Origin of the sequence: Serratia sp. EWG9 (genome assembly GCF_019913725.1) — a bacterium.
In the GTDB taxonomy this organism is placed as follows: Bacteria; Pseudomonadota; Gammaproteobacteria; order Enterobacterales; family Enterobacteriaceae; genus Serratia; species Serratia ureilytica.
In genome coordinates this window covers 99939-112133 of record NZ_JADNRO010000005.1, presented here as the reverse complement: position 1 = coordinate 112133, position 12195 = coordinate 99939, and the positions used below count along the sequence as shown (strand labels likewise).

The following is a 12195-nucleotide window of genomic DNA, read 5'->3' as shown; positions in this document are numbered from 1 at the left end:
CAAAAATACTAGCAGCTTCGGCGGACAAACTTGATGACATTAATGTCATCAAACGGCCATGGCGCTGACCCAGTAGGTCAACCATGCTTAACCGGCAAACTCATTTCAGGAGAACGTTATGATTACCCGTCATCGTATAGCCGGTTTACTGTTGTCCACGTTACTGCTTTCCAGCGGATTGTCCGCCGCCGCCCAAACGCCGGGCAAGGTGATTGCGCCGCTGCGCGGCACCATCACGCAGGTTGCCGACGGCAATCTGCAGCTGACCGACCGCAAGGGCGAGACACTCAGCGTCAAGCTGAACGAGCAAACTAAAGTGCTCAGCGTTTCCAAAGCCACGCTGGACGATATCAAGCCGGACAGCTTTATCGGCACCGCCGCCGTGCCGCAGCCGGACGGCACGCTCAAGGCACTGGAAGTGCACGTGTTCGCCGCCAGCCTGCGCGGCACCGGCGAAGGGCATTCGGCCTGGGAATCCGCCGACGGCAAAGTAGACACCATGACCAACGGCACCGTCGGCAAACTGGTGAAATCCAACGGCCGCACCCTGACCGTCACTTACGGTAACCAGCAGAAAACCGTCGTCGTGCCGGAAGACGTGCCGATCGTGACGCTGGATCCGGGCCATCTGAGCCTGCTGAAACCGGGCGTGCACATCGTGCTGTTCTCCGCCGCCGACGATAAGGGCCAGCGCGTCGCCACGCGCATTTCCGCCGGCAAAGACGGCACCGTGCCACCGATGTAACCGGAGGAATGCCATGAAGACCAACGCGTCGCCGCCGGTGCATCGCTGGCCGGTTCGAATCACTCATTGGATCAACCTGTTCGCCATGGTGTGCATGTTCATGAGCGGTTGGGAAATCTACAACGCCTCGCCGCTGTTCGATTTCCGCTTTCCGCCGCAGATGACGCTGGGCGGTTGGCTGGGCGGCGCGATTGGTTGGCATTTGGCGGTGATGTGGCTATTGGCGCTCAACGCCGTCTGCTATCTGCTGTGGAGCCTGTTCAGCGGCCATTTTCGCCGCGATCTGTTGCCGCTTCGCGCCGACGCGCTGCGGCAGGATATCTGGCTGGCGATGACGCTGCGCCTGCGCCACCGGCATGGCCGCTACAACGCCATTCAGAAACTGATGTACCTCGGCGTACTGGCGCTGGGGCTATTACTGGTGCTGTCTGGCCTGGCGATTTGGAAACCGGTTCAGCTGCAGGGATTGGTCGCGCTGTTTGGCGGCTTCGACTTCGCGCGCTACGTGCATTTCTTCGCCATGGCCGGCATCGGCCTGTTTGTGGCGATCCACGTCTTTATGGTGGCTGTCGTGCCTAAAACCCTGTGGGCGATGATAACGGGTGGCAAACATGAATGAGAAAAAACAGCGGGCAACCGCGCCGACGCTGGAACCGGACCAAAAAAAGCAGCTGGTCAATCTGCAACGCCGGCTGATGTTGCGCTCCGGGCTGACGCTGGGCGGCATCGCCATGCTGACCGGGTGTAATCTGCAAGACGGCGATCGGGTGGATAAGGTGCTGTGGGCTATGTCGCGCTGGAACGACCGGGTGCAGGCCTGGCTGTTCAGCGGCCAGCGGTTGGCGCAAACTTACCGGCCGGACCAGATCACCCACCCTTTCCCCTTTAACGCATTTTACCCGGAATACAACGTCCCCGAGATCGATCTCGCCGGCTACCGGCTTGAGGTCGCGGGGAAAGTGGAGAAAAAAGCGCCCTGGACGCTGGAACAGCTGCAGCGGCTGCCGCAGCAAAGCCAGATCACGCGCCTGATCTGCATTGAGGGCTGGAGCGCCATTGGCCAATGGGGCGGCGTGCCGCTGCGCACCTTTCTGCAGCACGTCGGCGCGGATCTGAATGCCGGTTACGTCGGCTTCAAATGCGCCGACCGTTACTACGCCAGCCTCGACATGGCCACCGCGCTGCATCCGCAGACCATCCTGGCGCTGGATTTCGGCGGCAAGGCGTTGCCGGCGGACTATGGCTACCCGCTGCGGCTGCGCGTGCCGACCAAGCTGGGGTTCAAAAACGCCAAACATATCGCCGCGATCTTCGTCAGCGACGTCAATCCGGGCGGCTATTGGGAGGATCAGGGCTACAACTGGTTCAGCGGCATTTAGTTTTGCGCGGCGCTGCGCACAACCTTCATCGGCGGCTGGAGGATCGTCTCCGCCGCGGTTAATAATCTGTTCGTCACAAAGGGGATAACTATAGGAAAAATAATAGTAAAAAGGATTTTATCATGGATATTGATGTGAGGGAGTCACACACTGGAATAGCAGACACATACAGATATCAGATTGCCGTCAGAAAAGGTGATGGTAAATCGGCCATCTATCATTTGGATTTCAAGAGAATTGGGCAAAACATGCGCCATTGGTTTGCCCCAGTGTATGTGGACACTGCTCTCCTCAATAATGCTTTCTCTCTGGAATTTTATGATGTTAAGGCGTTGAGCGACGTGAACAGGCATCGGCGCTCAGCTTTCGATACCTATACCGCAATGCATTATACCCTTCTCCAACGCGAACGCTTATTCGTTGTTGGCATCGGGGAAACTCTTCTCAAGTTTGCCTATCAGTATCATGCCAGGATCATCTTAAGTGCACCGTTAAGGCCAGCATTAGCTAAAATTTATGATTTTTTGTTGAAAAAATACGCGCACAAAGGGCATTATTTATACAAAATAGAGTTTATAAAGGACGGCCTCTATGTCATCGAAATCCCACGTAGCCCCCATAGCATCCCATACTTGCCAACAGCACGTTAAGGAACAGCGCCTGAAAGAGATGCAAGCCTTCCACGAAGAGTGGTGGGAACAAAGGCGCCGCGAATGGCGTGAACGCGGCGGCGTTGAAGCCAGTGAACCGCCCGCGCGTAGCATCGATACCGAACTTTCATCCTGATTCCGGTTCGTTCTTATTCTTCCGCCGTCAGCAATGCAATCCCCGCTTGCTCAATGGCCTCCCGCGCGGCGGCGGGCAACCCTTCGTCGGTAATGATGGCGTCAAAGGCAGCGATCGGCAGCGCCAGATAGGTGGCGACTTTGCCGTATTTGGACGTATCGCTGAGCAGAATGCGGCGGCGGCTGGCCTCGACGATGGCCTTCTTCACCATCACCTTATCTTCGTTCGGCGTCGACAGGCCGCGCATGCTCCACGAAGAGGCGGAGATGAACGCCAGATCGATAAACAGACCGCGCAGCGCCTGCGCCGCCGCCTCGCCGACGCAGGAGCGGTTTTCCCGGCACACGGTGCCGCCGGTGTGGATGATTCGGCACTGGCTATGCTCTATCAGGAACCCGGCGATGACAAAGTCGTTGGTCACCACCGTCAAATCGTCACGTTCTCCGATCTGTTTCGCCAGCGCCAGCGTGGTGGTGCCGGCATCCAGATAGATACAGCTATTGGCGGGAATTTGCCGCGCCGCCAGCCGGCCGATGGCGATTTTCTGCCGGCCGAACATCCCCTCTTTGGTCTGGTGAGAAGGTTCGCTCGCCACCCGTTCCGGCGCCTGCACGCCGCCCGAGACCGACTGCACTGCCCCCTGCTCTTCCAGCTTTTGCACGTCACGGCGGATCGTCATATGCGACACCCCCAGCCGTTCGGTCAGCTCGGCGATGCTGACGACGCCGCGTTCGGATACCAGCGCAAGAATTTGTTGATGGCGTTCTACAGGTATCACGGTTCCCTCTCGTTGCTGCGGTGATAATAATTGTGATTTTACGTCAATTTTCGTTCGCCGATAGCCCTAATTTCTCGCAGCGTGACGGCGAGCGCAGTTAGGCCAGCCAAACATAAACTTATTAAAAACATAATAGTAATGTTGCTTCAGGCCAGAAATCGCACGAAAAACCCGTTTTACGCATTGTTAATTATTGTGATATCGATCGCGGATAATCGGCCGACAAGCGCTTACATTTAACACAACAAAACAAATTATCACTAAAATTAACAGGAGTGCAGTATGACACACCCAGGGAATTATGCCGTTTGCGTCATCGGGCTGGGGGCGATGGGCATGGGCGCCGCGCGTTCATGCCTCCGCGCCGGATTGACCACCTACGGCGCCGATCTCAATCCGCAGGCGCTGGCGGCGCTGCAACAGGCCGGCGCGAAACAAGCGTCTACCAGCGCCTGCGACTTCGCCGCCGAGCTGGACGCCGTGTTGCTGCTGGTGGTGAACGCCGCGCAGGTGAAGCAAATCCTGTTCGGCGAGCAAGGCCTGGCGCCGCAGCTCAAGCCGGGCACGGCGGTGATGGTCTCTTCGACCATTTCCGCCGATGACGCCAAACAGATCGAGCAACGACTGCTGGACTACGGCCTGGCGATGCTGGACGCGCCGGTTTCCGGCGGGGCGGCCAAGGCGGAAGAAGGCCAGATGACGGTGATGGCCGCCGGCGCCGACGCCACCTTCGCGCGCCTGCAACCCGTGCTGGACGCCATCGCCGGCAAGGTTTACCGCATCGGCGAAACCATCGGCCTGGGCGCGACGGTAAAAATCATCCACCAGCTGTTGGCCGGCGTGCACATCGCCGCCGGAGCGGAAGCCATGGCGCTGGCCGCCCGCGCCAACATCCCGCTGGACGTCATGTATGACGTCGTCACCCACGCCGCCGGCAACTCCTGGATGTTCGAAAATCGCATGCGCCACGTGGTCGACGGCGACTATACGCCCAAATCGGCGGTGGATATCTTCGTCAAGGATCTGGGGCTGGTGGCGGATACCGCCAAGGCGCTGCATTTCCCGCTGCCGCTGTCCTCCACCGCCTTCACCATGTTTACCGCCGCCAGCAACGCCGGCTACGGTAAAGAAGATGACAGCGCGGTAATCAAAATCTTTGCCGGCATCGATCTGCCGCAGAAAAAGGAGACGCTCTGATGCAACTCGGCGTAATCGCGGATGATTTTACCGGCGCGACCGACATCGCCAGCTTTCTGGTGCAAAACGGCCTGCCGACGATGCAGTTGAACGGCGTGCCGCAGGACGAAACGCCGGTCGACGCTCAGGCGGTCGTCATCAGCCTGAAATCGCGCTCCTGCCCGGCAGAACAGGCAGTCGAACAGGCGTTGCAAGCGCTGGCCTGGCTGCAAAAACAGGGCTGCCGCCAGTTCTACTTCAAATACTGCTCCACCTTCGACAGCACCGCACAGGGCAATATCGGCCCGGTGACCGACGCCCTGCTCGCCGCGCTGGGGGAAAATTTCACGGTTGTTTCCCCGGCGCTGCCGGTAAACGGCCGCACGGTCTATCAGGGCTACCTGTTCGTCGGGGAACAGATGCTGTCTGAGTCCGGCATGCGTCATCACCCGGTCACGCCGATGACCGACAGCAACCTGCTTCGCCTGATGGAATCCCAGGCCGCCGGACGCTGTGGGCTGGTGACGGCGGCGGAAATGGATCGCGGCGCCGAGGCAGTCAGCGAGAAGCTGCAGCAACTGGCGCAGGAAGGCGTGCGCTACGCGGTGCTGGACACGCTCAACGAACGGCATCTGCTTACCCAGGGTGAAGCGTTGAAAACGATGAAGCTGGTGACCGGCGGTTCGGGCCTGGCGATCGGTTTGGCGCGGCAATGGGCGCAGAACGGCGATCGCGCGGCAGAAGCGGCCGGCGCGCCGCTGGGGGAAAAGGCGGCGGTACTGTCTGGCTCCTGCTCCGTCATGACTAACCGGCAGGTGGCGCACTATCGCGAACGCGCGGCGGCGCAGGCCATCGATATCGACCGTTGCTTCGATCCCCAGACGCGCGCCGCCTACGCCGTCGAGTTGGCGCACTGGGCGCAGCGCCATGCCGGAGAAGCGCTTGCCCCGCTGATCTACGCCACTGCATCGCCGGAGTCGCTGCAGCAAACGCAACAACGGCATGGCGCCGCCGCCAGCGAGGCGGTGGAAGCCTTGTTCGCCGAGCTGGTGGTGCAACTGCGCCAGTTGGGATTCAGCCGCTTTATCGTCGCCGGCGGCGAAACCTCCGGCGTGGTCACGCAGGCGCTGGGTATTCGCGGCTTCCATATCGGCCCCAGCATTTCCCCCGGCGTTCCCTGGGTGCGTGCCAGCGATCGAGCCATTTCCCTGGCGCTGAAATCGGGTAATTTTGGCGATGAAGCCTTCTTCGCGCGCGCGCAAACGGAGTTCCCGGTATGAGCATGACGATTGAACAGCAGGCGCGTGAAGAGATGGTGCGCCTGGGCGCCTCGTTTTTCCAACGCGGCTACGCCACCGGCTCCGCCGGCAACCTCTCGCTGTTGCTGCCGGACGGCGCGCTGCTGGCGACGCCGACCGGCTCCTGTCTCGGCGAGCTGCAGGCCGATCGCCTGTCTAAAGTGAGCCTGAACGGCGACTGGCTCTCCGGCGACAAACCGTCGAAAGAGATCAGCTTTCATCGGGCGCTCTATCTGAACAACCCCGAATGCAAAGCGGTCGTGCACTTGCATTGCACCTACCTCACGGCGCTCTCTTGCCTGCAGGGGCTGGACGCCGACAACGCCATCAAACCGTTCACCCCCTATGTGGTGATGCGCGTCGGCAAGGTGCCGGTGGTGCCTTACTACCGGCCCGGCGACGAAAGGCTGGCACAGGATCTGGCCCGCCTGGCGCCGACCCACCGCGCCTTTTTGCTGGCTAACCACGGGCCGGTGGTGACGGGTAAAGACCTGCGAGCGGCGGCGGACAATACCGAAGAGATGGAAGATGCGGCTCGGCTGATCTTCACCCTCGGCGATCGTCCGATCCGCTATTTGACCGCTGATGAAATTGCCGAATTACGGAGCTGAACCATGCCTAAATTTGCCGCCAATTTGTCGATGATGTTTACCGAGGTGCCGTTCCTCGATCGCTTTGCCGCCGCTGCCGCACAGGGCTTCAGCGCGGTGGAATTCCTGTTCCCTTACGAGCATCCCGCCGATCTGTTGGCCGAGAAACTGCGCGAACACGGCCTGCAACAGGTGCTGTTCAACACCGCGCCCGGCGATGCCGCCGCCGGCGAATGGGGGCTGGCGGCGCTGCCGGGCCGCGAACGGGATGCGCGCGCCGATATCGATCGCGCGCTGGCCTACGCCATCGCCCTTTCCTGCCCCTGCGTGCACCTGATGGCCGGCGTAGTGCCCGCAGGCGCGGATCGACGGCGTTATCTCGACACCTTTATCGCCAATGCGCGTTATGCCGCCGACGCTTTTGCGCCGCACGGCGTCAAGGTGCTGATCGAGGCGCTCAGCCCGCCGGTCAAGCCCGACTACCTGTTCGCCAGTCAGCATCAGGCGGCGGAAGCGGTGGCGGCGATCGAAAGACCGAACGTGTTCATCCAGTTCGATTTTTTCCACGCGCAGTTGGTGGACGGCAATATCAGCGGGCTGCTGGAGACGCTGGCCGGGCGCTACGCGCATATCCAGATAGCCTCGGTGCCGGATCGCCATGAGCCGGACGAGGGCGAACTGAATTACCCGTGGCTGTTCGACAAGCTGGATGCGCTCGGCTATCAGGGCTGGATCGGTTGCGAATACCGCCCGCGCGGCGACACCGCCGCCGGGCTCGGCTGGCTGAAGCCTTACCGCTAAAGCCGCACGCCGACACCAGGAAATCGATTTTATAACAATGAAACGCACCCGTATCGCCACGCGGCGATCGCGGTGCCCAACGCTTACCCAACGAAAGGCTTTTTTCATGTCTACCTCTCTGCTGTTGCTGATTGCCGTACTCGGCGTGGTGCTGCTGTTATTGATGGTGATTAAGGCGAAGGTGCAACCCTTTGTCGCGCTGTTGGTGGTCAGTTTGCTGGTGGCGCTGGCCAGCGGCATTCCGACCGGCGAAGTGATGAAAGTGATGACCGCCGGAATGGGCGGCGTGCTCGGCTCGGTGACCATCATCATTGGTCTGGGGGCGATGCTCGGCCGCATGATCGAACAATCGGGCGGCGCCGAGTCGCTGGCGCAGCGTTTCAGCCAGGGTCTGGGGCCGAAACATACCGTCACGGCGCTGACCCTCGCCGCGTTTATTCTCGGCATTCCGGTCTTCTTCGACGTCGGCTTTATCATTCTGGCGCCGATTATCTATGGCTTCGCCAAGGTCGCCAAAGTGTCGCCGCTCAAGTTCGGCCTGCCGATGGCCGGCGTGATGTTGACGGTACACGTCGCGCTGCCGCCGCACCCCGGCCCGGTCGCCGCCGCCGGCTTGCTCAACGCCGACATCGGCTGGCTGACCATTATCGGCCTCGCGATCTGTATTCCGGTCGGCGTTATCGGCTATTTCGCCGCCAACTACCTCAACCGCAAAACCTATCCGTTATCGATAGAGGTTCTGGAACAGCTGCAGCTGGCGGCGCCGGAGCCGCGTCCGGAAGATCACGCGCCGCTCAGCGATCGCATCAACCCACCCGGCGCCGGCCTGGTGGCGGCGCTGATCGTCATCCCGATCGCCATCATCATGCTCGGCACCGTCTCCGCCACGCTGTTGCCGGCCGGCTCGGCGCTGCGCGATGCGCTGTCGCTGCTGGGCTCGCCGGCGGTGGCGCTGATGATCGCCCTGCTGTTGGCCTTCTACTTCCTGGCGCTGCGCCGCGGCTGGAGCCTGCAACACGCCAGCGACGTGATGGGGGCTGCGCTGCCAACCGCCGCAGTGGTGATCCTGGTAACCGGCGCGGGCGGCGTGTTCGGCAAGGTGCTGGTGGAATCCGGCGTCGGCAAGGCGCTGGCGGAAGTGCTGACGGCCATCGGCCTGCCGCTGGTGCCCGCCGCCTTTATCATTTCGCTGGCGCTGCGCGCCTCGCAGGGTTCCGCCACCGTGGCGATCCTGACCACCGGCGGTCTGTTGTCGGAAGCGGTCAGCGGCTTGAATCAACTGCAGCTGGTGCTGGTAACGCTGGCGACCTGTTTCGGCGGGCTCGGGCTTTCGCACGTCAACGACTCCGGTTTTTGGATCGTCACGCGCTATCTGGGGCTGTCGGTGGCCGATGGCCTGAAGACCTGGACGGTGTTGACCACCCTGCTCGGCCTGAGCGGCTTCCTGTTCACCTGGCTGTTGTGGCTGGCGGCGTGATTTCTCTGGCATACTGAATGCCGTTGTTTTTCATCGCCTTTCACCCTGTGCAGGAGCAGCAACATGACCGTAATCAACACCGCGCCAACGCTTATCACCGAACGCCTGCGGCTGGACGCGCACACGCTGGACGACTTCGACTCGCTGGCCGCGCTGTGGGCCGACCCGCTGGTGGTGCGCTATATCGGCGGCACCCCGCGCGACCGGGAAGACTCCTGGGGGCGCCTGATGCGCTACGTTGGCCACTGGGCGCTGTTGGGATACGGGTATTGGGCGGTGCGTGACAAGCAGAGCGGCGAGTACCTCGGCAGCATCGGCTTTTCCAACTTCCTGCGCGACATCACCCCGGCGCTCGATGCGCCGGAGATGGGCTGGACGCTGGTGAGTTCGGCGCACGGCAAAGGCTATGCCACCGAGGCGCTGCGGGCGGCGCTGGCCTGGGGGAAAACGCACCTGCCGGGGGAAAAAACCGTCTGCATCATCTCGCCTGAAAACCAGGCTTCGCTGGCGTTGGCGAAAAAGGTCGGCTTCAGCGAAAGCCACCGCAGCGAGTACCATCAAAACCCGATCGTGGTGATGCACTGCCCGCTTTGAATGCCTAAGCGCGTTGCACCGCCAACGCCGTCTGAATGAAGTTGTCCCGCAGCGCGTCGGTGCGCTGCGGATCCCAGGCGATACCGACCTGCCACTCCGTCTCCTCGCCGCTCAGCGGTAAAATGTCGATGCCGGCCGGCGCGATATGCGTGATGCTGTGCGGCAGCAGCGCGACGCCGACGCCGGCGGCAACCAACGCCAACAGCGTCTGGATGTCGCCGGCCTGCTGCACCACGTTCGGCGTCAGGCGGTGAGCGGCGATAAACCGCAGCGACTGATCGCTCAGCCCGCGCCCGCGTTTAGGGGTCAATTGCAACAGCGGCAGCTGATTGAAACGCGTCATCAGCTCGTCGGCGCGCAGCGCCAGCGCGCCCGGCGCGGCCAGCACCAACCGATCACTCAACAACGCGACGCCGTGCAGCGGCGTATTGACCGGCAAGCGCACGAACCCCGCCTGCAACTCTCCCTGCAGCAACAGCTGATACTGCCGCTCCGACGGCAGATCTTCGAGGCCAATCGCCACCTCGGGAAACCGTTGGCGAAAGGCGGCCACCAGCTGCGGCGCCAGATGAAAACTGGACAGGCCAAACCCCAGCGCCAGCCGCCCCGCTTCCCCGAGCGCCACCCGCCGCGCGCGCCGCTGAAACTGCTGATACTGTTCCACCAGCGCCTGCGCCTCCGGGTAAAGCCGCCGCCCGCCGGCAGTGAGCACCGCCCCTTGTCGGCCGCGCTCGAACAGCCGAACGTCAAGCTGGGCTTCCAGCGCCTGAATTTGCTTGCTCAGCGCCGGTTGGCTGATGCACAGCAGGCTCGCCGCCTGCCGATAGTTGCCCTGCTCCGCCAGCGCCACCAGGGCGCGCAGTTGTTTTATATCCATTCCATTAGGTTATCAAATAAGGAATTTAATTGATTATACAGTAATCAATTCGCCTGCTGTAATCAATGCAGACCCCAACCGGAGAGATCCCATGACCACCTCATTACGCGCCGCCACGGTGCAATTCCAGCATCATGCCAATGACAAGAATTACAACCTGTCGACCATGGAACGCTTTATCGCGGAAGCGGCCGAACAACAGATACAACTGTTGGCATTCCCGGAAATGTGCGTCACCGGCTATTGGCACGTGCGCCATCTGTCCGACGCCGAAGTGCGGGCGCTGGCGGAGCCGATCGTGAGCAGCCCTTCGCTGGCGCGCATTCGCCCGCTGGCTGAGCGTTACAACATGGCGATTGGCGTCGGGCTGATCGAGCTGGGCGATGACGGCCGGTGTTACAACGCCTATGCCGTTTGTCTGCCGGACGGCGAACTGCATGTGCACCGCAAACTGCACGCCTTCGAGCACCCGGCTATCGCCAGCGGCGACCGCTATACGGTGTTCGATACCCCCTGGGGCGTACGCGTGGGCGTATTGATCTGCTGGGACAATAATCTGGTGGAGAATGTGCGCGCAACGGCGCTGCTGGGCGCGGAGGTGCTGATCGCCCCGCACCAGACCGGCGGCACCCATTCGCGCAGCCCGCACGGCATGAAGCCGATCCCGCAGGCGCTGTGGCAGCGGCGCGTGGAAGATCCGCAGGCGATAGAAGCCGCCTTTCGCGGCGAACACGGCCGCGGCTGGCTGATGCGCTGGCTGCCGTCGCGCGCTCACGACAACGGGCTGTTCTTGCTGTTCAGCAACGGCGTGGGCCGAGATGACGATGAAATACGCACCGGCAACGCGATGATCCTCGATCCTTACGGCCGGATCGTGGCGGAGACCTGGGTGGCGGAAGACCGGATGGTCAGCGCCGAGCTCGATCTGACGCTGATCCCGCTCAGCACCGGTCGCCGCTGGATCTACGGGCGGCGCCCCGAGCTGTACGGGTTGTTGACCGAGCCGCAAGGCTACGAGCGCGATGCCCGCAGCGCGCGCTTTTCGACGCAGCCGACGGGGCGCGGCGGTGAATGACAGATAAAAAAAATCCGCCCGGAGGCGGATTTTTTATGGGTGCGGCAAACAAGGCCGCAGGTTCATGCCCGCAGGCACGAACACACTTAGAAGCGGTAGCCTACGCCAACGTTCCAGGTGCCAACGTCAACGCTGCGAATGCGGTTCTGCTCGTAACCGACATCCAGGGCAACGTTCTCGATTGGGTTGAACTGCAGACCGGCGCCGTAGGTGAAGCCGTAGTCAGCGGTGTCGTGACGAGAAGTGCCGTTCTGAGCGTTGGTAGTGAATTTACCGTAACCCAGGCCAACCAGACCGTAGATGCTCGCCCAGTCATTGATGCGGTATGCTGGACCGGCAGAGATAGAGTTGTACTGAGCTTTGTTATAGAAACCGTCCTGAGAACCGTCCTTTTCCAGGTGGGTAAAGGAACCGATTACGCCCAGTGGGTTGTTGTCGAACTCGTAACGGTATTTCAGGTTGAAACCGTCGGCTTTGTTAGCAACGCCTTGGAAATCACCCTGCGCATAGCCAGCGGATACGGTGCTCTGACCAGCGAATGCGGTACCTGCGCTAACTGCTAATACGCAAGCTGCTACTGCGGAAAGACATGCAATTTTTTTCATAACCACCTCAAACG

14 protein-coding genes are annotated in these 12195 nt (G+C 61.4%); 11 read left to right on the top strand and 3 right to left on the bottom strand.

Going from position 1 to position 12195, the window contains the following annotated elements; translation table 11 throughout:
- The first annotated feature begins 118 nt into the window (after positions 1–118).
- The 4 genes from ITX55_RS13300 to ITX55_RS13285 all read left to right on the top strand — a co-directional run bounded on the left by ITX55_RS13300 (position 119) and on the right by ITX55_RS13285 (position 2774).
- The gene (locus ITX55_RS13300) at positions 119–745 is read left to right on the top strand and encodes a hypothetical protein (RefSeq protein ID WP_072628051.1); all 627 of its coding nucleotides are present in this window, start codon (positions 119–121) and stop codon (positions 743–745) included.
- Positions 746–758: 13 nt separating this feature from the next.
- Positions 759–1364 carry a cytochrome b/b6 domain-containing protein gene (locus ITX55_RS13295; RefSeq protein ID WP_033650566.1) on the top strand — a complete coding sequence of 202 codons (606 nt, stop codon included), beginning with the start codon at positions 759–761 and terminating at the stop codon, positions 1362–1364.
- On the top strand, positions 1357–2124 hold the full coding sequence (locus tag ITX55_RS13290) for a molybdopterin-dependent oxidoreductase (RefSeq protein ID WP_033650565.1): 768 nt from the start codon (positions 1357–1359) through the stop codon (positions 2122–2124). Before ITX55_RS13295 ends, ITX55_RS13290 begins: the two co-directional genes overlap by 8 nt.
- Positions 2125–2246: 122 nt before the next feature.
- Entirely contained in the window at positions 2247–2774 is a 528-nt protein-coding gene (locus ITX55_RS13285) for a hypothetical protein (protein WP_072628054.1), read from the top strand.
- A 149-nt stretch (positions 2775–2923) separates the two neighbouring features.
- Here ITX55_RS13285 and ygbI read toward each other — a convergent pair whose 3' ends face one another.
- Positions 2924–3688, bottom strand: coding sequence for a DNA-binding transcriptional repressor YgbI (ygbI, locus tag ITX55_RS13280; protein WP_197760127.1), 765 nt, complete (start codon positions 3686–3688; stop codon positions 2924–2926).
- A gap of 282 nt (positions 3689–3970) precedes the next feature.
- Between ygbI and ltnD the strand changes: the two genes are divergently transcribed.
- The 6 genes from ltnD to ITX55_RS13250 all read left to right on the top strand — a co-directional run bounded on the left by ltnD (position 3971) and on the right by ITX55_RS13250 (position 9624).
- The gene (gene ltnD, locus ITX55_RS13275; protein ID WP_223085129.1) at positions 3971–4885 is read left to right on the top strand and encodes an L-threonate dehydrogenase; all 915 of its coding nucleotides are present in this window, start codon (positions 3971–3973) and stop codon (positions 4883–4885) included.
- Complete coding sequence (gene otnK, locus ITX55_RS13270; RefSeq protein ID WP_304622132.1) at positions 4885–6144, top strand: 3-oxo-tetronate kinase; 1260 nt, start codon at positions 4885–4887, stop codon at positions 6142–6144. The genes ltnD and otnK overlap by 1 nt, the downstream gene beginning before the upstream one ends.
- Complete coding sequence (locus ITX55_RS13265) at positions 6141–6773, top strand: aldolase (RefSeq protein ID WP_089191378.1); 633 nt, start codon at positions 6141–6143, stop codon at positions 6771–6773. Before otnK ends, ITX55_RS13265 begins: the two co-directional genes overlap by 4 nt.
- 3 nt (positions 6774–6776) lie before the next feature.
- Positions 6777–7553: a 2-oxo-tetronate isomerase gene (otnI, locus tag ITX55_RS13260; RefSeq protein WP_046686680.1), complete on the top strand. Its 777-nt coding sequence runs from the start codon at positions 6777–6779 to the stop codon at positions 7551–7553.
- A 106-nt stretch (positions 7554–7659) separates the two neighbouring features.
- Positions 7660–9030, top strand: coding sequence for a GntP family transporter (locus ITX55_RS13255; RefSeq protein ID WP_223085127.1), 1371 nt, complete (start codon positions 7660–7662; stop codon positions 9028–9030).
- A 63-nt stretch (positions 9031–9093) separates the two neighbouring features.
- Entirely contained in the window at positions 9094–9624 is a 531-nt protein-coding gene (locus tag ITX55_RS13250; protein ID WP_033650561.1) for a GNAT family N-acetyltransferase, read from the top strand.
- A 4-nt stretch (positions 9625–9628) separates the two neighbouring features.
- On the opposite strand, the gene ITX55_RS13245 is transcribed toward ITX55_RS13250, so the two are convergent.
- The gene (locus ITX55_RS13245) at positions 9629–10501 is read right to left on the bottom strand and encodes a LysR family transcriptional regulator (RefSeq protein WP_197756027.1); all 873 of its coding nucleotides are present in this window, start codon (positions 10499–10501) and stop codon (positions 9629–9631) included.
- A gap of 91 nt (positions 10502–10592) precedes the next feature.
- Here ITX55_RS13245 and ITX55_RS13240 point away from each other — a divergent pair, with 91 nt between their 5' ends.
- On the top strand, positions 10593–11576 hold the full coding sequence (locus ITX55_RS13240) for a nitrilase family protein (RefSeq protein WP_047025034.1): 984 nt from the start codon (positions 10593–10595) through the stop codon (positions 11574–11576).
- An 86-nt stretch (positions 11577–11662) separates the two neighbouring features.
- Here the strand turns inward: ITX55_RS13240 and ompX are convergent, their stop codons facing one another.
- Complete coding sequence (gene ompX / locus ITX55_RS13235; protein ID WP_019454480.1) at positions 11663–12181, bottom strand: outer membrane protein OmpX; 519 nt, start codon at positions 12179–12181, stop codon at positions 11663–11665.
- Between the last annotated feature and the right edge of the window lie 14 nt (positions 12182–12195).

What these genes read in the sequence shown, in the direction of transcription:
- ITX55_RS13300 (WP_072628051.1), top strand. Translation starts at nt 119, where the DNA reads ATGATTACCCGTCATCGTATAGCCGGTTTACTGTTGTCCACGTTACTG.
- ITX55_RS13295 (WP_033650566.1), top strand. Translation starts at nt 759, where the DNA reads ATGAAGACCAACGCGTCGCCGCCGGTGCATCGCTGGCCGGTTCGAATC.
- ITX55_RS13290 (WP_033650565.1), top strand. Translation starts at nt 1,357, where the DNA reads ATGAATGAGAAAAAACAGCGGGCAACCGCGCCGACGCTGGAACCGGAC.
- ITX55_RS13285 (WP_072628054.1), top strand. Translation starts at nt 2,247, where the DNA reads ATGGATATTGATGTGAGGGAGTCACACACTGGAATAGCAGACACATAC.
- ltnD (WP_223085129.1), top strand. Translation starts at nt 3,971, where the DNA reads ATGACACACCCAGGGAATTATGCCGTTTGCGTCATCGGGCTGGGGGCG.
- otnK (WP_304622132.1), top strand. Translation starts at nt 4,885, where the DNA reads ATGCAACTCGGCGTAATCGCGGATGATTTTACCGGCGCGACCGACATC.
- ITX55_RS13265 (WP_089191378.1), top strand. Translation starts at nt 6,141, where the DNA reads ATGAGCATGACGATTGAACAGCAGGCGCGTGAAGAGATGGTGCGCCTG.
- otnI (WP_046686680.1), top strand. Translation starts at nt 6,777, where the DNA reads ATGCCTAAATTTGCCGCCAATTTGTCGATGATGTTTACCGAGGTGCCG.
- ITX55_RS13255 (WP_223085127.1), top strand. Translation starts at nt 7,660, where the DNA reads ATGTCTACCTCTCTGCTGTTGCTGATTGCCGTACTCGGCGTGGTGCTG.
- ITX55_RS13250 (WP_033650561.1), top strand. Translation starts at nt 9,094, where the DNA reads ATGACCGTAATCAACACCGCGCCAACGCTTATCACCGAACGCCTGCGG.
- ITX55_RS13245 (WP_197756027.1), bottom strand. Translation starts at nt 10,501, where the DNA reads ATGGATATAAAACAACTGCGCGCCCTGGTGGCGCTGGCGGAGCAGGGC.
- ITX55_RS13240 (WP_047025034.1), top strand. Translation starts at nt 10,593, where the DNA reads ATGACCACCTCATTACGCGCCGCCACGGTGCAATTCCAGCATCATGCC.
- ompX (WP_019454480.1), bottom strand. Translation starts at nt 12,181, where the DNA reads ATGAAAAAAATTGCATGTCTTTCCGCAGTAGCAGCTTGCGTATTAGCA.